The organism is uncultured Maribacter sp. (assembly GCF_963977385.1).
Taxonomy (GTDB): domain Bacteria; phylum Bacteroidota; class Bacteroidia; order Flavobacteriales; family Flavobacteriaceae; genus Maribacter.
The window spans coordinates 126,946-146,605 of record NZ_CAXBOU010000013.1; the positions used below are offsets into that span (position 1 = coordinate 126,946).

The following is a 19,660-nucleotide window of genomic DNA, read 5'->3' on the forward strand; positions in this document are numbered from 1 at the left end:
ATACTATTGCCAACACCGTTGTAATACATTAGAAACACACATATGAAAGGAGACTATTATAAAACAAAAGAATCGGTTGAAGAATACATTAAATTGGCAAAAGATGTTAATGGAAAACTTTTAATTGAAAAACTTAAACAGATTTTGCCTTCAAAATCAACACTACTTGAAATTGGTTCTGGACCTGGAACTGATTGGAAAATATTGCATAAGTTTTATGATGTAACCGGTTCTGATAATTCTAATGAATTTCTGAATCATTTGATAAGTAAAAATCCTAATGGAAAGTTCATTGAACTAGATGCGACTTCTTTAAAAACTGATATGAAATTTGATGGAATTTATTCAAACAAAGTGTTGCATCATTTAAATGATGACGAATTGGTTGATTCTGTTAAAAGGCAAAACAAAATTCTAAATTCAAACGGAATAATTTGTCATTCTTTTTGGAAAGGTGAAGGTTTTGAAATTTTCAAAGGTCTTTTTGTTAATTATCATAGTGCATCAACTCTTACAGAAGCATATCACAAATATTTTGAAATTTTATCAATCGAAGAATATAAAGAATTTGATGACAACGATTCTCTTTTATTGCTTGCACGAAAAAAATAACGCATCACAACAGTGTATTTAATTTATTATTAATTCTAGCCTACTAACAAAAATCCTATCAGATTTTCTATTTTTTTCCTATTTGTAAAATTAGGTGTTTAAACATGCAACAAAGCATATATTAGACCGTTAGACATCATTATTAAGTTAATTATGAATAACAAAAGAAATATTAGAATTCTAATCTTACTTGGTCTATTAGGTTCTGTACTCGTTGGTATCGGCGAGTATTTATTGCACTTTCTACCTGAAGGTCCAAGTGGTGAAATAAGTATGTTAGAGCATGTGCCTTTAAAGCGAGCTAGCATAGGGCATTTTTTTGCAGTATTTGGAGCTCCATTGTATTTTACTGGTTATTACGGGGTTCGTGAGTTTTTCAAAAAATCTAATGAAACCTTAGCTAACATGCTTATGATATTAGGTGTTTTAGCATTTTTTATTGGTGGTATTTGGATATCCTCTAGATATTTTGGAGCTGAAGTATTACAGCGAAGTCAAGATACAGCTAACTATGCCTTTTACCTTCAATCTTATGAAGATCATTACCAGATTTTAGTCTGGGCTTTAAGAGTAATAATTGCTCTTTTATCTGTGGTATATGTGTTACTGATTATGAAAAATAAACAAGGTTTGCCTAAATGGCTGGCTATCTTTAACCCTATAATACTCTTGATTATTATAATTTCTTCTTTAGTCTGGTTCAAGCCTTTAGGTATTCATATTGCGCCTATAGCTATGAACGTAACTCATTTTATTTTCTTCAGTATTCTATTATTTCAACTTAAAAAGCAAATCAATTAATATGAAAATTTTAAAGTATATCTTTTTTAGTGTTTTAGCGCTAGTTCTATTAATCGTATTAATCGTTCTCTTTCGTTTTGGAATGGACGGCAATAACCCTTATAGTAATGAGATTGATAATAATTTAATTCCCACATTTAGTGAAGCCTCTATTGAGTTTACGCAACAACATAATGGAGAAGAGTCTCTTCCTGTAATAGCTTCTGCTTTGATAGATATTGATAATGACGGAGTAGATGAATTGTTTTTAGGAGGTGGGTATAATCAACATGATGAACTTTTCAAATTCAAAGAAGGTTCTTTTACTTCCATTTCAAAAAGTGTTAATCTTCAAGAAAAAGAAAACCTTACAACCTTAGGCTCAGCTTCTGCTGATTTTGACAATAATGGCTTCTCAGACTTAATAGTTTCTCGTGAAGATGGTATTACAATATATTATAACAATGACGGAAAATTTACCCCTAAAAAGGTAGACTACCCTTTAGCAGATAATGCTTCTCCTCTTGGGTTTGCATTAGGAGATGTGAACAAAGATGGTAATATTGATATTTTTATCTCGAACTATATCCGTAAAAAACAAATGGTAGGCCAAAATAACTTCAGTAAAACATATGGCCCAATAAGCCAATTATTATTGAATAATGGAGACAACACGTTTAAAGACATTACACAAGAATCTGGCTTAACATACCAACACAATACCTTTATGGGGATTTTTGTAGATATTGATAATGATTCTTGGCTTGATTTGATTGTTGCTCATGATACTGGTGAAGTAAGAACGTACAAGAATAATGGTGACACCACTTTTACTATGAAACCTAACCCAACAACAGACAAATACGGCTATCCTATGGGAATTGCGGTAGGGGATTATAATAATGACGGCAATGTTGATTTTATGTTCTCTAATACCGGCTCAACAGCTCCTCATTTTTTAGCAAGAGGTAGTGTACATGAAAGTGAATTTGATTCTGATTGGATATTCTTTGAAAATAAAGGAAACTTTATTTTTGAAAATGTAGCCAAAAAAATTGAGGTAAGCGATTATGAATTTTCTTGGGGAGCAGCAATGGCTGATATGAATAACGATGGTCTGCAAGAACTCATTGTTGCTGAAAATTACGTAGAATTTCCGCCACATAAACTATTTAAATTACCTGGTCGTTTTCTAACGCAGAAAGCTGACCATACTTTTGTAGCTACAGAAAGTAAGAGTGGTGTTGTAAACAAAAACTTTGGAATTACACCGCTAGTCAGTGATTTTAATCAAGATGGGTATCTAGATTTAGTTTGGGTAAATATAGCGTCACCCACAAAAATATTTCTGAATAATGGTGGTGAAAACAATTATATTAAATTACGATTTGCAGAAAATGCAAAGAACATTGGAGCAAAAGTTATATTAACTACCAACTCAGGGCAGACCCTTACAGAGGATTATATCATAGGAGAAGGATTAGTTTCTGATCAAACAGCAGGTGTACATTTTGGCTTAGGAAAAGAGCAAATTAAAAGCATCCAAGTAAAATATATAAATGGTGAAACGCAAAATTTAGAAGATTTTAAAATTAACACAACAACTCTTGTACCTGAAACTATAGTAGAAGAAACAATCACAGATGTTGAGTAAGTTAATTAATTTACTCATTACGCTTGTTTTCAGTTTTGGAATCTATGGAGCAGGCGGGTTAGTATATGACGAGTACATACTACAACAGGTATGCCCACAAATTTTAGGCATACCTGCTTGTTATATTATAATGGCATGTTTAATTATTCCGCTAATAGCGCATATATTTAATTTAAGTAACAAAATATATTTTACAGGAACAGGCATCGCTTTAACAATTGCAACTTATGGCACTATATCTCAATTAATTGGTATTACAGATTGCCCTAAAACCAGTAACGGCATACCCATGTGCTATATATCTTTTTTAATATTTTTGACTTTAGTTGTTTTAAAATGGATTAATATTAAAATGACGAATGCCTAACAACAGCTATGATTAGTACGCGTTTTGATACTTCAACTAAAATTTATACCTATTTGTAAAGTCCGCCAAATCTTTTTAGATTACCCAATAGGGAAATGTGAAATAAAATTGGTTTTAAAATGAAAAAAATAAAACTAAGCAATTAGCTTTAGCTTCGTGCGTAGTCCGAAACGAAAAGTTTTCTTTCCTGCCCTACTTGCCATACACAAACACGTCGGCAAACATTATACAAAACTTAATTTAAGATAACTTGAATTTTAAAAATATAGGTCTATTTCTATTTTTTCTATTGGTTTTAAATACAGGATTTAGCCAAAAGAATAAGGACATAGTAATTGGCAAAGAAGTTACAATGTTTTCTGACACTCTAAATCAGGAAAGAACTATTTTAATTCATTTGCCAAAATCTTACAATGATACTATTTACGCTCCTAAAAATTATCCTCTGTTATTTCTTCTTGACGCACAAGAACACTTTGAACTTGCTACTGGCATATTAAATTTCATGAGTAATCGATTGGACAGCAAATTAATTCCTGAATTTATTATTGTTGGCATTAAAAGTGAGAATAGGATTTCAGACTATACCCCTACAAATTCAACAATTAATCCGGAGGGGGTTTTTGTAGATGCATTTAAAGTTAGTGGAAACTCAAATAAATTTTTAAGTTTCGTTGAATACGAATTACTTCCAAAAATACGTAAAGACTACCGTACAGCGCCATTTAAAATCCTGACAGGACACTCACTTGGTGGTCTCATTGTAGCCTCCGATTATATTTCAGACGGTTCATTATTTGATGGCTATATTGCAATCGACCCAAGTTTATGGTGGGATGATGGACTGCTAACAAAATTTGTTCAATCCTCAGAATTCAATCAAGAAGAAGATTCTACCAAGAAAATGTACATCTCAGGTGCCAATAATTCCAATTCAATTATAGACACCACAGCGATGAGGGTTAATCAAGAAAAATTTTACAAAGCCATTAAATCCAAACTAAATATTGCTTCCAAAGTAAAATATGAAATCTTTGAAAATGAAGATCACGGTACTATTCCTTTACCTTCTATTTATAAAGGTCTTCAATTCATATTTGAAAATTATAAAATGAATGGTATGCTCGGAGCTTCTGCAAATGAAATTCAAAAGCATTTCAATAATATTTCACAAACTCTAGGAATGAAACTGCGACCCGAGGAAAGAGTAATTGATATCTTAGGTAATTACTTTTTAGAGAGCACTAACGAGATAGAAAAAGCTATTTCTTATTTTGAATTAAACGTTACAAACTATCCAAACTCCTATCACGCATATTATTCTCTGGCTATCGCAGAAAGCACATATGGACAGTTAGAAAAGGCAAAACTGAATTATGAAAAATCTTTGGAACTAAAACCTGATAATATAATCGCTCAAGAAAATCTTAAAAAATTAGTCCAAGCAAGTAGAGATAAATAAAATTTACTAAAACGGATTTGTCTAATGGTAGACCGATTATTGGTTATATCTAACTGTAGCACTCAAAGGTAAATATGTAGCTATTGAGGATATGGAAAAGGGCGTTTGGAAGGTGTTTTTTAGAAACGTATTTTTAGGATTCTTAAATAGAAATAATATCAGAAATAAACAAGTATCAATAAGGTTAAGTCAAAATATGGTGTAAACTATCTACCTTAACGAACATTAAAACCAGAATATGAAAATTGCAGTTACAGCAGCAAATGGACAGTTGGGTTCTTCCATTGTAAATGAATTAAAAAGTATCATTGGTAAAGAGAATGTGATTGGGATTGTAAGGACCCCTGAAAAGGCTTCTCATTTAGGTATTGAAGTTAGAAAAGGAGATAATAATAGCCGCGAAGATTTTAATACAGCTTTAAATGGAATTGATTCAGTTCTATTGATTTCAGGAATGGATAGTCCCGAAAATAGAATTCAACAACATAGAAACGTAATTGAAGCTGCCAAGCAGAATGGCGTAAAGAAAATAGTCTACACGAGCATTGTTGGTAACGAAGAAGAAACTGCATTTAGCCCAATCGTAAGAAGCAATCGTCAGACTGAAAAAGATGTGCAAGAATCAGGGTTGAATTGGGTAATTGGAAGAAATGGAATTTACATTGAACCTGACCTTGAGTATATAGACACTTATATAAAAGAAGGTGAGATTAGAAACTGTGCAGGTGATGGAAAATGTGGTTATACCAGCAGAGAAGAATTAGGTTTTGCTTATGCAAAAATGTTATTGAACGACATACATAACGGGCAGACATACAATTTAGTAGGCACTCCAATAACGCAGACCGAATTAACCGAATTTATCAATCAAGTGTTTAATACCAATCTGACATATAACCCAGTATCGGTAGAAGCTTACGAGAAGGAAAGAAAGGCAGCATTGGGTGATTTCATAGGAACCGTTATTGCGGGTATTTACAATGGAATTAAAATTGGTGTAAATAATGTTCCCTCTGATTTTGAAAAAGCTGCTGGTAGACCTCATAAATCTACCTTGGAGATAATGAGCGCATTTAAAGATAAATAAAACAATGCCGAATAATACCTATACAAAATGCCCTTTGCGACATTGCATATAGCTAATCGCTATGTACAATTAAACTATAAACTACATACCAAATGAGACACTTCTATCTTAAATTTTTAATACTTTTCTTTTTATCGTTCTCAATGCATTCTCAAACCCTAGATACTCTTGTAGATATTGGGGGTTATAAAATGCATTTCAAAATAATGAAAGGAAAAGGTATTCCAATTCTTTTTGATGCTGGTGCAGGTAATGATGGTTCTATATGGGACAACATATTAGAAAAAATACATAAAGTTACGGGTACAACATTAATTACTTATGACCGGTCTGGATTTGGAAAAAGTGAAGTAAATCCAAATCTAAAAAATGAATCGGATTTTGGAATATTAAATGGTATTAAAGAACTAGAGACAGGACTTTCAAAGCTAGGTTTTAACAATGAAATTATTCTAGTGCCCCATTCTTACGGCGGATTTTACACAACGCTTTATGCATCACGTCATCCTGACAAAGTAAAATATGTTGTACGTATTGATGCAAATTTAGTAGGAGTTTATACTGATGACGTATTGAAAATAATGGCTGATGAAGAAACCCCTCCTAAAACTCCTGAAACACTAGGTATCTATTATCTTGTAAAAAACTATCCTGAAACTGTTAAAGTATTACGTACAATTGATTTTCCGTCGAATGTTCCTGTAATAGATATTATTTCGCCAATTAATAGAGGTTATCCTGACGAGTATTGGGCACTAATAAATAAAGTTCATAAAGATTTTGTGGATGCCGAATCTAATCGAGTTGAACTTATTGCAGACGGAAGTGGTCATTATATATTTAAAGATAATCCTGGTCTAATCATTAATACAATTATTAAAGCGTACTCAGAAACACTGGATGAAAACCAACAAAATGTGCTGTTAAAAAAGGTGTTAGATAATGCCATTGAATTATCTATTGAAGCCAAAAAGACAGAAATGGAAAATTTGCATTCAGAAAATGATTTGAATGAATGGGGATATACATTTATGAGAAATGAAGAATTAGAAAAGGCTTTAGAAGTTTTTAAATTAAATACAATGCTATTTCCAGATAGTTGGAATGCATATGATAGTTATGGCGAAGCTTTATTGAAATCAAATAAGAAAGCAGAAGCAATTGAAATGTATGAGAAATCAATTGAATTAAATCCAGAAAATGAATAAGGAAAAAAAGTGTTATTGGAAATAAAACAAGAATAACAAGGTACAACACCTTGCGAAATTAATTGCTTGTTATAGCCTACTTACGAATCCGGATAACTATCGGGGCGCGGACTTTCTATCTGTAATTTATTTACTAGCTACAATGCTTAAAACACGTAATTAATCATAAACAAGAACGTTTTGCACAATACAAGAACCACCTAAATTACATTATGCACTATCCCACCTTTTAACTGCATGCAAGTATGCGCTAGGTTCTGAATACCCTAGAATATATGCGATATCTTGGGTTTTAATTCGTTTTCCTTTTATTAAATAATTGGAAAGCTCTCTTTTAATTTCATCTGAAATTTCCCTAAATGATTGCCCTTCTTTTGTAAGTTTCCTTTGAATAGTTCTATCGCTTAATGCAAATTGTTTTGAAAGCTGTTGAAATACTGGCAATTCAGGACAGCACATATTCAAAATCATATTCCTTACTTGTAGAGAAAAACTTTTGTAACCATCCTTTTTTTTATCAAGCATAATTAGAAATTTAGGGAGTAAATATTCTATCTCGTTTATTCGCTTTCTGTTAATTTCTATATCTAAAACTTTATTACTTAATATTATCGAATGTGAATTCCCTTTTATTATAGTTGCGTTTAACAATTTGGTGTATTCATCAACATTGGAATATGGTAATTGGAGAGTAGGATAATATTCGTCAGCCAGCATCAATTTAAGTTCTCGATAGATAAAATAAAAGACAGTATCTAAAATGTGATTTTTTAATAACTTATCTTCCAAAGTACATTTCAAACGTAATATACAGTGTTCTGAATTTCGTTCGAGAATAAGAGATACAAAAGGAAAAGTTGAATCAAGATATTTTTGCAGTAGTATAATTGCTTGTTCTAAACTTGAAGCATTTAAGGATATTTCTGCGATAAGTCCTAATGCCTTTATATTTAGATAACTGCCATAGTACAATCCGAAATATTGATTATTTACTTTATTTACAAGCACACCTAATACCTCTAAATATTCTTTGTCACTAACCCAATTATTTGAATCACATACATTTAATTGGTCATCAAACAAATGTTGTCTTAAAGTCAACTCATCAATACCTTGACAAGCCCCATAAAAAAATAGGTTGGCAATATGTGGTGCTAAAATTTTCATTTCTCTAAAATAAATTTTGGCGTAAAATATCAATAAAATAAATATTAATGACTTTATTTTTGAGAAATTAAATGATGAAATTAAAAAAACAGTATGAGTATATCTAAAAGAGCTACAAAGTTAAATGCCATTTCAACCTTTATATCTGGTGTAGGAACTTTAGTTTTTCATAAACAATTGATGAGCATTTTTGAATTAAATAATAATATACCATTCTTAATAGTTGGCGGAGTAATTACCTTTTTCTCTTTAACTATGTTTTTAGAAATAAAAAAACAAAGAGCTTTATCCATCTTATGGATTATCGTTCAAGACACATTATTTGTATCCGCAAGTATATTTGTGCTTATAACAAGACCTTTTGATATTTCAGACACAGGTTACTTGCTTATTGGGTTATTTTTAATTCCCATACTATTTTTTATAATATATCAATCCATTGGTTTAGCAAGAATAGATTCAAAAAATAGTACGAATATTAAATTTATGACATTCAAAAGAGAGGTTGACGCTGCTAAAAAAGAAGTTTGGGACACTATTTCGGATATCGAAAATTACCATAAAGTTGCCTCGAACATTGATAATGTAAAAATAATTTCAGGGGAAGGAAAAGGAATGGTTCGAACATGTTCTCACGGTAAAGACAGTTGGTCTGAAACTTGCACGATATGGGAGAATGAAAAACAATATTCCTTTCTAATTGACACCAAAGCTCCAGATTATCCATATCCTTTCAAATATTTAAAAGGCACTTGGAAAGTTGATGAAATAGATATTAGAAGATCAGAAATTACAATGATATTTGAATTTGAATACATGAAAAAATTTCACAACCTAATACTACATCCATTATTGAAGTTTAAATTCAGTAAAGTGTGTATAGAAATCATGGACAATTGGCAGTCATCTTTGGAAAAACAAAACAAGTAAAAGCACAAAATAAGAACGTCGATAAAATTTACTCGCATTCCAATTAATAACAAAAATTAAGGAACAATAGCTTGATTGAAAACGTACAAATAATAAAAAAATTTAAATTACTGTAAATTTAAAGTTGAACTATGTTTATAGATTTTATGATTGGGGTCTTCCTGTTAGGCAGTTTATTTCACTTATCAATGGCCATTTGGAATGTAAAGGTTATTAGTCCTTTTGGAATATCTAAAAAAGCAAATATTGCTTATGGAATTTCGGTTTTGTGTTTTACCATTGGTTTGTATTTATATAAAAACGGATTAGATACAATGCTAAAAGACTATATTTATTTGGGCGGTATATTTGCTGTTGCTTATACCGTTGCCTTAGGATTGTGGAGTAATAAAATTGGAAAACAAAAATGATTTTTCTAATTATATTAAATATTTACTGAGAATCAAACTTCAGACGTTTGTACGGATCTCGAATATGGCGTACCGTCAATGAAACTTATTGTGTTAGCATTCAACTTGTTCAAAGAAATTGGTCGTGAGACTTATCTAACTACCCAGATACCCGTGGGTATGAATTATCCGCTACTTTTTGGACTGACTTACTGTTTGCTTTTGGCATATTTACTACACAAACTGATTTCCCCAATAACAGATATATGTCCCATACCAATAATTGTAGGAATAGCAGATTATTTCGAGTATTTCAAAATTATCGTAATGTTGGATAACTTTCCTGACCTGATAGAATTACCAGTAAAAACAACTTTATTTTTCTATCCTAAAAAATAGTTAACAAGCGTATTTTATTGTTCTGATTATAGTTCAAATTTGGTAACCGCTAACACGAATGTTCGTTAATTTTGGGAAGTAGCCAAATTTTTAAACCGATATCATTTGGCTAATTTTCATCTGGTTTATCATAATATAGATTAAATTTTGATATTGAATACCATTTTAAAACTTGTTGGAATTTTCATAGAACTTAAAGCAATAACAAATAAGTTTGAGCTTGAAATAGGCAACCTTAAGAGCATTTGTATTCATAATACTTAGCTGGTGGTTTCAATTCAGATTTAAATTAAAAGACAGATGTCTGAGCTAGTTTGTGCAGGTGTACATTACTCAAACGTAGCTGCTGTGTTGATAAACGCACCTATTTTTCTATAAAACTAACTCGGGCGGAAAAGTACTAATGACATTGACTATAATTAATACCCTTTGGTTTTTAAGTAAAGGTGTATGTATATTTATAAAGTAACAATCATGATAGCTACAGGTATGGGGTTTTGCTTAGCCGTTATCACTTATTTAAATTAAAAACATTTCATCATAATTCAAAAAACAACTATTGCAGAAATATTTAAGGTTTTTACTATTATTGATTGCCTTGGCCCCTATTCTAGGATTTAGTCAAGAAAATAAAACGTTACTAAAGGGCAGCGTTAAAAGCTTAAAAAATGATGTTTCCAATATATTAATTATTAACCTCAATTCTAAAAAATCAACCATTACTGATTCTTTAGGGCTCTTCTCTATTGAAGTTAAATTAAGGGATTCACTTCGATTTACCGCTGTACAATACCTTAGAAAAGAAATTATTATAACTGACAGAATCTTCAACGAAAATTTACTTATTATAAACCTCATTGAAAACGTTATAGATTTAAATGAAGTTACCGTTACCCCATACAATCTAACAGGAAATATAGACCTTGACCTTGAGAGACTAGCTATTAAACCAGATGTCACCTCTTCCTCTTTGGGTTTGCCCAATGCAAATCTCGAAAAAATGACTCAAAGTGAACGGCTACTCTTAGAAGCTGATCGAGGAAAATATATAAGACTCAAAACTATTGAAGATTATGGGAAAATAGTTGAGATTCTTGGTTATGCCACTTTAACTGTAGTTATCAACACGCATAAAATCATGAACCGTGCTTCTGGAAGAACAAAGTCATTAGAAGAGAGGCTTTCGCGTGATGAAAATATGGCAATGGAAAAAGAAATCATTGCTAAGTTCTCAAAGAAAACAATCTCAGAAAATTTAGACATTTCCGAAACGAGCATCGATGGGTTTCTTACATATTGCCTATCCCAAAAAGATTTTAAGGATTTATCTAATACATGGAATACAACAGAGGTTTGGGAATATCTAAAAATGAAAAGTATTGAATTCAAGAGAACGGATTCTTTAAAAGAATAACAACGCTGTGAAAATTATTGCTGGATAACAAAAGAAAACAATGCTTTTAATTATAGCGGGCTTATTAATTTTAAACCAAGGTCTGTGTATATTTATAAAGTGGCAAAAACGATAGCTGCAGGGATGGAATTTTACTTTAATAAAAAGAAGGAAAAATCAAAAGATTTCGCTTGGTGAGAGACAGGATATCCTTCAGATTTACTTACCGTAATAATCATAGCCTGAACCTTAGCTTCAATACGTCTAGAATGAGAAAATTAGCACTTTTAGTAACAATAATTTTTATATCCCATACTATTCATGCACAAAAAATCATGAAAAAAATACAATTAGAAGAAGGGTCTGTCAGTAATATAAAATATGATGATTTAAATATAAGTACACTATTTCAAGTCTATGATGAGAAATCAGCAGTTCACCTTATTGGAGACTTATATCTTAGAGTTGATGATAATGGTAAGTCAATTGCAGAATTTTATATTGATAAGTCAACAAAAGAATATTATACTAAAATATATAAGAATTACTTTCTAACTTTTGCGATAGAAAACGGCAACAGATATCTAATCATAGAACAAGCGGAATTTGATAAAACATTTGCCCTTTCAAATAAGGGAAATTCCAAAATAGGTAATAAAGACAATTCAGTAGAAATAGAAATAACAGATTATGAACACGAATGGGGAACTAATGCACCACCTTCTGAAGATGGCAATGCGAGCTATTTTGATGATGTTCATTATTCCTTAAAAGCCAAAGTAAAAAATATTGTAAAAGATTTCAGCTTTTATAGTTCTGAAATCAAAGGCAATTTAAGTATTGATTTAGAGGGGTATTGTATCATAATTCTATCTGATATATATAAAGATTCATCATGCCTTATTGAGATGAAAATCATAAAAAAAGAAACAAAATAAAATACAGTAGCTTTCAATTTGTATGCTTAATTACGTAAGCCATAGTTACTCAGAAAATCTTTCAGATTATTATAAGACTCAATCTTCTGTTACAAAACTAACTGCTTAACGGGCTAACCAACCTTACACAAACATGTTGATACCGCCTATGTCTATTACAACCTTAGGTACTATATCTCAATCGAAAAATTTCCTTAGCAGAAATTGAAAATGCAACATTTACTTCTGAACTCAACAACCTCTCAACTAAAAGATATCTTTAGTAATTTAGACAGATTATATATCGCATTATTTACTGATAAAGAACCATGATAATGATGTGAGAGGTAGATTAGCCTATTATAGTGTTGAGACTGGTCATCTAGCATAGATATAATACCATTATTTACCTAAGTAACTATCAAAGTAATAACCTCTAGCGGATAAATATTAGCCTGGTTTTAACAAACTTTGGTTTCAATAGGTAGCTCATACCTAAAAAGATAACTTCTTTATTATTTTAACTTTTTCAATCTCTTTTCTTCTTTTTTTTCCTTTGCCGTTTTTACAGGTGCTTTTTTCACATTCTTCTTTGAGTCTTGACTTTTTGCCATAATAGTTTTTATTAATTAATTAATTTTTTATTGGATTGAAAAGGGATACTTACCTAAGTAATTTTTTATATTCACTTGTGCACTTATTGGAATAAACCATCTTAAAATATCTATTCTATTTTCAAAAATATCAATTTGTGAGTCAATATTCTGTTCATAAGTACAAGGTGCACATACCGAAACCACATAGTTGTATATCCTATACAAAGTTAAAGTACAAACTATTTAATTATTTTATCAAATTAAAATATTTTAACTTAATAAACTCGCCAAAATAATGAGGAATATTTTATAGTGCATACCCTTTAACGATTAAAAAACGATATTAAATAATAACTACTTATAACATTGGCAATTAAAAATAATGCATAACGTAATAAATTTAATGGCTTGAAATTATTTAACACGTTCGCTAAATCGTTTTGATTTGGCAATAAAAAGACAGAAATACTTATAGAACAAAAGCTCTAGTAATACGCAGAATGAATCGAAAAGCTTCCAGACCTACCTAACTACCATAAACACAACAATGACATATTTAGAGAAAGTTATAACACTAAAAATTTACCATCAGTTTTTAAAGACCTTAATTACTTCTTGGGTTATAATATTCTGTATTATTCATGTAAATGCACAAGAAGAAATCGATTATAATTACGATGAATCAAAAATTAAACCCTACAAACTACCAGAACTTCTGCTATCTCAAGACAGTGTAAAAATTAGCACGATTGAAGATTGGGAAAAAGTACGACGCCCAGAGATACTTAAATTTTTTGAGGACAATATATATGGCCAGGTCCCAAAAGATTTCAAAAGGATCAAGTTTAAATTGAAAAATAGAGATAAAAAAGCAATGGATGGTAAAGCAACTTTAAGAGAAGTTGAAATCACCGTAATTAAAAATAAAAAATCAATTACAATCAATTTAATTGTGTTTACTCCAAATAAGACTAAAAAGCCCGTACCCACTTTTCTTGTTATTAACCACAGAGGAATACGGACAATGGATGTAACCAGAGAAAACAAAGATGGATTTTGGCCAGCAGAAGTGGTAATAAATGCAGGATATGGTATTGCCGGCTTTGATGTTATTGACGTAGCTCCTGATAACAATGAGAAATTTACCGAAGGTGTATTGAAACTTTATCCCGAGCAATTAGAAATGAATAATGGGATGGGTGCATTAGGAGCTTGGGGCTGGGGAGCAAGCCGAGCAATTGATTATTTTGAAACATATAGATTTGTGGATGCCAAAAAAATTATAGTGGTTGGACATTCACGAGGAGGAAAATCATCGTTGTGGTGTGCCGCCCAAGATAAGAGGGTAGCAATTGCTATTTCAAACGACTCGGGAAATTCAGGTGCTGCAATTTCTAGAAGAAATTTTGGAGAGACCATAGATATAATTTATCAGAATTTCCCTTACTGGTTTTGCTCTAATTATCAACAATATGGTAATAATGAAGATAAGCTCCCAATTGACCAACATATGCTTTTAGCATTAATGGCACCACGCGCTGTCTATGTAGGTAGTGCAGCCGAAGATTTGTGGGCCGATCCAAAAGGTCAGTATCTTTCTTTGGTTGAAGCTCAGCCAGTATTCAATTTATATGGTATTGAAACAAATTTACCTTCAGAGCTACCTGATGTAAACAAACAAATCATCCGTCCAACAATGGGCTTTCACAATCGTATCGGAAAGCATAATATGACTCCTTATGACTGGCAACAGTATATAAAATTTGCAAATGACTATTTTAAATAATCAATCAAAAATCTTAAATAAATACTTACATAATCGACGATAGCCTTTCATTTTTAAATCTTGGTTTTAAAGAATTTAATATTTCAAAAAAGGAGAATCTAAAAATAATGGCAATTAACTAAAGTGAAAAATTAAAAAAATAATCCAAATACATGCCAGACCAATATTGTATTATTAATGTTTAACATCACGCACATTGCGCAAAGCGAACCCATCAAATCATTCAGAATTAAAATATACAGATTATTGATTAATCCTTAACATTTTAGAATGTTAAGGATTAATCTAATTTCTCTTTTAGCTCTTTCTTGACAGAATATCGTAAGGTAATTTCTAAAGTGCAGTTGCTTTTAGACTGAGCATTGGTATTTCTATTTTAGATTCCATTTTCTTAATCAAATCTTTATGGAACAGCTTTTTCAGAAAACCATTTTGTTCTCGTTCTAATAGGGCAATCATATCGGCATCTACTTCATTAATATAACCTCGTAAGCCTTCATATATGTTATTATTAACATTAATATCAAATGTAATATTCCTGTAACTTGTTTTTTCAAATAACATCTCTTTAAACCATGCCATCTTATCGTTTACTGCATATTCATCTTTGTTGGTAATATGTACGACTTTTATAACAGCATCAAAAGGCTTGGCAATATCCACCAGTTTTTTAATGGCCAAAAAATCGGTCTCTTCAAAGTCAGTAGCATAAACCAATGTCTTAATATTTTGAAATGCTTTTTTACTTGGTACTATAAAAAGTGGTGCGGCGGCTTTCTCGATAAGTGCTTTCGCTATACTACCAGTAAAAGACCCACGTGATGTATGTTCGTCTTTCATTCCAAGAATCAATAAATCTGGAGAAAGAATTGCTGCTTCTGACAAAATTCCATCAGTGACTGAATCATCTTCTTTTACTTCATATTTAATAACCACATCTGTCTCTATATCTTTTAAGTTATTAGAGCAGTAATTCTTTAAAACAAGTAATTGTTCATCGTACGCATGCTCACTTAGAAACTTCTTGGGGCGTATGGTCTTAACCACAATTGGAGGAAGACTAAATATGTGTAAAACCGTAAGATTCGCTTTTAGAACATCACTCAACATTAATGCATATTGAAGCGTATGAGTGTCATGCTTTGAACAATCTGTGGCATAAAGAATATTTTTCATCTTAAGTATTTTTTTAACGAAATGAAATTTAAGGCTATATATATTACTTAAATATGACATAAGTCATGATCTTCTATTCACTGATTACAATTTATAATCATTACTACTGCTACTCAACACATATGTCCCCAATAGCTAAAAGCAAGCAGTGTATAACGGTGAATATACAAATTTGCTATTTTTTTACAGGTAAGAATAATACTAAGGAACTGAAAACTTAACGCTAAAAGAATATTGAAATAAAATCACTCGAAAGTATATTATTGGAATTATGATTATTTCAATAGTTGGTTCTAAAAATCAAATCAATAAATATAAAAATGGTCTTATAAATCAAGGCCCACATGGCCCTTTATGCGATTTAGGTTTTTATAGCGCTGGTACAATAATAAAAGCTTAATTTGATAAAATTATAGCACATGGACCAGAACGTAAAGTTGGATTAGTTGTTTATTTAAAGCTATATGACCAAGACAAGAATTACAACTTAACTACAGAAGAACTAGTTTTCTAATATAAGTAAGAATACACTACCACAAATATTCTAAATAACAAATGATGTTTTTAGCATAATCTAAAGGTGATTATACTTTTGTTATGTGTAAATTTTATTTTTAAACCGATCGCATGAGAATACACAACCTTACCTAAATATAAACCTTCAAAAATTACACATTTATTTTAAATTTGAAGTAACCTTAAGCATGTTTGAACTCAACGAGAATAACCAGCGTAATTGTTCTCGTACTAATTGTTCCTCTTGCCGGTGGCGCTTCATTTCAGTATTTTCATGTTCATTCAAATTCATACTTTTAGATTCAAGTTTAGGTAACTGATTTTCAAAAGAAGTAACATCTTCTAGCTCAAGTTTTTCATCTATAGACTTGTCACTATTTAATGATTGTAACACCCTTGACAGGTTTTCATCTATCTTAGAAATAACGGCATTAAACTTCTCTGAAGCATCTGTAGTTGACTGATGTTGTATATACGTACTTAATGATGCCAACGACGACAGAAAATTATGGTTCAATTCAACCAACTCATAAATCTTATTAAGGTTTTTTTGTTTCGAATGTGGTTCTTGTGTCATTCGTTGAAATGCCGTACTCAAGTTAGATGTTTCAACAAAAGCATTTTTACGAGTAAGCTTATAACTGGTCGGAACTTTGCCTTTTCGATTATAAAAATCTTTGATATGACTTAAATAGTGCCTATTCGCATCTACACTTTTTGCAATATCCTTTTTAATTTCAAGAAAACCCCAACTAGGCCACAGCCATAAAATACCCAAATACGATAACCCTGCCCCAATCACTGTATCTAATACTCGATATTGAATTACCAATAAAACATCAGGTTGTAAAATGGCGTAAATAAAAATAATACTTAAGGTGATGAATGTCGCTGACGCCTTGTAATTTCTTTGAACCATAGACAAGGCAATTACCAGTGAAAATAATGCCAAAGCACCATATACGTATGCATCTTGAATTAAATAAACTAATCCGGTGGCTATTGCACCTCCAATCAGGGTTCCAATAATTCTATCTTTCGAGCGTGTTTTAGTAAGACCATAATTAGGCCGCATAATAACTATAATCGTCAATAGAATCCAATATGGGTTTTGAAACGAAAATATATTACCTAAAGCAAAGCCAATCATTAAGGTTACCGCTAGGCGCAATGAATGCCTAAAAATATTAGAACGTAAACTTAGGTTGCGCACCAACAATCGGTAATTATAATCTTGAGATATCACAAACCGCCTTGAAACCTCGTTATCGATAAACTCCTCTGATTTTATAATAGGATTACCCAATAACCATTTTATTCGTTTAAGCTTTTCGAATTGTTTTTCTTGATAATCCAAAAGATTCTGAAACATGATATAACCCTCATAATCTTTGGCCATCATAAGTGCTGAAAGTTTGTTTTGTACATTTTCAAAACGCAAAATCAACGAATTATTCTTAGGTAGTTTCTTTGGTTTGTTCCCTATCTCTGAAATAATTTTTAGTTGACGTGCCATTTCAAAAGTCAGATCTTGATATACGTCAATAAACTCTGGATGTTTTTCGAAAAGCACATCAAGATTATCATAGTTTATAGGGTTAGCTATGGCTGTTTCTAACATTTCAACCAGTTGAACTAACACGAGTAGTCGTTTACCCTTATAATCTGATTTACCAGAAGTCTTACGAGATTGAATCAAAATTTCACGTAAAGTTTCATGCTGTTCGGTCAATTCGCTTTGCATTACAAAAAGGTCTGATTGTAATTTACTTCTATCTTGTTTTTTGTCGATTAATTTTCCGCGAATTTCAATTAATTCTGAAGTAAAACCTATAGTCGCAAAAAGAGTTTCTTCCGTCTGTCCTTTTGGGTTTAATCGGTACCACAATGTAGATAACAGCAAATACCAGAGACCTCCAACACCAATTAAAAGTGCATATTGATAAATTTCTAATTCAATTGGGTTGTGTGCAAAACTTAAAACTAGCGCTAATAGCCCTGAGAAACTAATTAGGGATGCTCTAAAACCATAGGTAGAAAGAAAAGCAATGGCAAAACTTGCTATTCCTAAAATAAAAAGAGAAAGCCATGTTTCATAATGTAAATACCCACCAATAAAACTGACCACCATAACCAATGCCGCAGAAAATAATATACCGAAAACTTTATGTTTTTGACTACCATTAACATCACTAGGCGAACTCCAAAAGGCGCCAAAACAAAGTGCTAACCCAATTTCAATATGGTTTAGCCACAAACCTATTGCTAAAGGAATGGTGATTGCTATTACAATTAATATAGATTTTGAGAAATTACCACTTTTAAGAAACTGTTTTAGTTCCTTAAAACTTCTTAAGATAAGTTGTAGAATATTGCTCAAAACTGAATGAATCAAATACAAAGATAAACTATGGCAATAACAACCATCTAGTAACGAATTTTTTATTGAAAATTTGAGAAGCAATTTTGCAATCCATAACTTTTGCACCACACGGTGAATCTTTAAAAGACATTCCTAATGTAGTTTGAATTATAAGGCTCATGTTAATTATTTTACTCGCATACTCTTTTGTAATATCGGCACCCATTCTTGCTATTCTGGAGCCACTAACAATTTTGAAATAGCATCGGCAACTGCCGCAGGTTTTGAGTTTACCGAAATAGGCGTAAAAGCAAAATGGCTGTTTTTAAAGAAGCCTATATTCTATAAAAACCTAAATCTCGATTAATTATAATCTACTAATTTATTAAGCTGTTTTATAGCTTGAGAATAATGTAACACCAATACATTAAAAACTCACATAAACCATTTAATTTCAGTTGGTTACTATTGTTTAATAATAAAAATTAATTTTTATTATTTCTTAGAAATTGAATAATTTATATCCAAAAAATAATTGAATGAATCAATCAAGTTTGTAAGAATTTCTCTTATTTTAGCGTAAGTTAAAAACTTGTTCCCCCACAGTGTAGCGTATTATTAATAATAAACTCCAATCGAGCTTATATGTGGAAAAGAGTTTTAAAAATGTTAGTTGGCCTATATCTTCCTTTATTGGCACTTACCCTATATCTATTTTACTCTCAAAAGGAGAAACAAATAGCAAGTTTCATTGAAAATCAGAAACGAGAATCTACCATTAAAAAGGAGTTTCTATATGACCAATGTGCCTGTTGCACAAGTCCTTGATAAAAATACTGTTTTTGCTTAACTTTAGTTA

At 31.2% G+C, this 19,660-nt stretch carries 16 protein-coding genes; 13 read left to right on the forward strand and 3 right to left on the reverse strand.

Features of this window, described 5'->3' with window-relative positions; all coding sequences use genetic code 11:
* Window positions 1–42: 42 nt before the first annotated feature.
* The 7 genes from AAC084_RS14250 (at window position 43) to AAC084_RS14280 (ending at window position 7,170) form a co-directional block, all read left to right on the forward strand.
* Window positions 43–612: a class I SAM-dependent methyltransferase gene (locus AAC084_RS14250; protein ID WP_339840887.1), complete on the forward strand. Its 570-nt coding sequence runs from the start codon at window positions 43–45 to the stop codon at window positions 610–612.
* A 153-nt stretch (window positions 613–765) separates the two neighbouring features.
* Window positions 766–1,413 (forward strand): DUF6796 family protein, encoded by a 648-nt coding sequence (locus AAC084_RS14255; protein WP_339840888.1) that lies wholly within the window; start codon window positions 766–768, stop codon window positions 1,411–1,413.
* Between the two features lies 1 nt (window position 1,414).
* The gene (locus tag AAC084_RS14260) at window positions 1,415–3,046 is read left to right on the forward strand and encodes a CRTAC1 family protein (RefSeq protein WP_339840889.1); all 1,632 of its coding nucleotides are present in this window, start codon (window positions 1,415–1,417) and stop codon (window positions 3,044–3,046) included.
* Complete coding sequence (locus AAC084_RS14265; protein ID WP_339840890.1) at window positions 3,036–3,413, forward strand: hypothetical protein; 378 nt, start codon at window positions 3,036–3,038, stop codon at window positions 3,411–3,413. The genes AAC084_RS14260 and AAC084_RS14265 overlap by 11 nt, the downstream gene beginning before the upstream one ends.
* A gap of 250 nt (window positions 3,414–3,663) precedes the next feature.
* Window positions 3,664–4,875 carry an alpha/beta hydrolase-fold protein gene (locus AAC084_RS14270; RefSeq protein ID WP_339840891.1) on the forward strand — a complete coding sequence of 404 codons (1,212 nt, stop codon included), beginning with the start codon at window positions 3,664–3,666 and terminating at the stop codon, window positions 4,873–4,875.
* Between the two features lie 238 nt (window positions 4,876–5,113).
* On the forward strand, window positions 5,114–5,962 hold the full coding sequence (locus AAC084_RS14275; RefSeq protein ID WP_339840892.1) for an SDR family oxidoreductase: 849 nt from the start codon (window positions 5,114–5,116) through the stop codon (window positions 5,960–5,962).
* 92 nt (window positions 5,963–6,054) lie between these two features.
* Entirely contained in the window at window positions 6,055–7,170 is a 1,116-nt protein-coding gene (locus AAC084_RS14280; protein WP_339840893.1) for an alpha/beta fold hydrolase, read from the forward strand.
* 210 nt (window positions 7,171–7,380) lie between these two features.
* Here the strand turns inward: AAC084_RS14280 and AAC084_RS14285 are convergent, their stop codons facing one another.
* Window positions 7,381–8,337 (reverse strand): AraC family transcriptional regulator ligand-binding domain-containing protein, encoded by a 957-nt coding sequence (locus tag AAC084_RS14285; RefSeq protein ID WP_339840894.1) that lies wholly within the window; start codon window positions 8,335–8,337, stop codon window positions 7,381–7,383.
* 93 nt (window positions 8,338–8,430) lie between these two features.
* Here AAC084_RS14285 and AAC084_RS14290 point away from each other — a divergent pair, with 93 nt between their 5' ends.
* The 6 genes from AAC084_RS14290 (at window position 8,431) to AAC084_RS14315 (ending at window position 14,747) form a co-directional block, all read left to right on the forward strand.
* Window positions 8,431–9,267 carry an SRPBCC family protein gene (locus AAC084_RS14290; protein ID WP_339840895.1) on the forward strand — a complete coding sequence of 279 codons (837 nt, stop codon included), beginning with the start codon at window positions 8,431–8,433 and terminating at the stop codon, window positions 9,265–9,267.
* 131 nt (window positions 9,268–9,398) lie between these two features.
* Window positions 9,399–9,677, forward strand: a complete 279-nt coding sequence (locus AAC084_RS14295) for a hypothetical protein (RefSeq protein WP_339840896.1) — start codon at window positions 9,399–9,401, stop codon at window positions 9,675–9,677.
* Between the two features lie 78 nt (window positions 9,678–9,755).
* Window positions 9,756–10,055, forward strand: a complete 300-nt coding sequence (locus tag AAC084_RS14300; RefSeq protein ID WP_339840897.1) for a hypothetical protein — start codon at window positions 9,756–9,758, stop codon at window positions 10,053–10,055.
* A gap of 559 nt (window positions 10,056–10,614) precedes the next feature.
* Entirely contained in the window at window positions 10,615–11,469 is an 855-nt protein-coding gene (locus tag AAC084_RS14305) for a hypothetical protein (RefSeq protein WP_339840898.1), read from the forward strand.
* Window positions 11,470–11,783: 314 nt separating this feature from the next.
* Window positions 11,784–12,386 carry a hypothetical protein gene (locus AAC084_RS14310; RefSeq protein WP_339840899.1) on the forward strand — a complete coding sequence of 201 codons (603 nt, stop codon included), beginning with the start codon at window positions 11,784–11,786 and terminating at the stop codon, window positions 12,384–12,386.
* Window positions 12,387–13,508: 1,122 nt separating this feature from the next.
* Window positions 13,509–14,747 (forward strand): acetylxylan esterase, encoded by a 1,239-nt coding sequence (locus AAC084_RS14315; RefSeq protein ID WP_339840900.1) that lies wholly within the window; start codon window positions 13,509–13,511, stop codon window positions 14,745–14,747.
* A gap of 333 nt (window positions 14,748–15,080) precedes the next feature.
* Here AAC084_RS14315 and AAC084_RS14320 read toward each other — a convergent pair whose 3' ends face one another.
* A complete protein-coding gene (locus tag AAC084_RS14320) occupies window positions 15,081–15,923 on the reverse strand; it encodes a universal stress protein (RefSeq protein ID WP_339840901.1) in 843 nt (280 codons plus the stop codon).
* A 676-nt stretch (window positions 15,924–16,599) separates the two neighbouring features.
* The gene (locus tag AAC084_RS14325) at window positions 16,600–18,819 is read right to left on the reverse strand and encodes an FUSC family membrane protein (protein ID WP_339840902.1); all 2,220 of its coding nucleotides are present in this window, start codon (window positions 18,817–18,819) and stop codon (window positions 16,600–16,602) included.
* Window positions 18,820–19,660 lie beyond the last annotated feature (841 nt).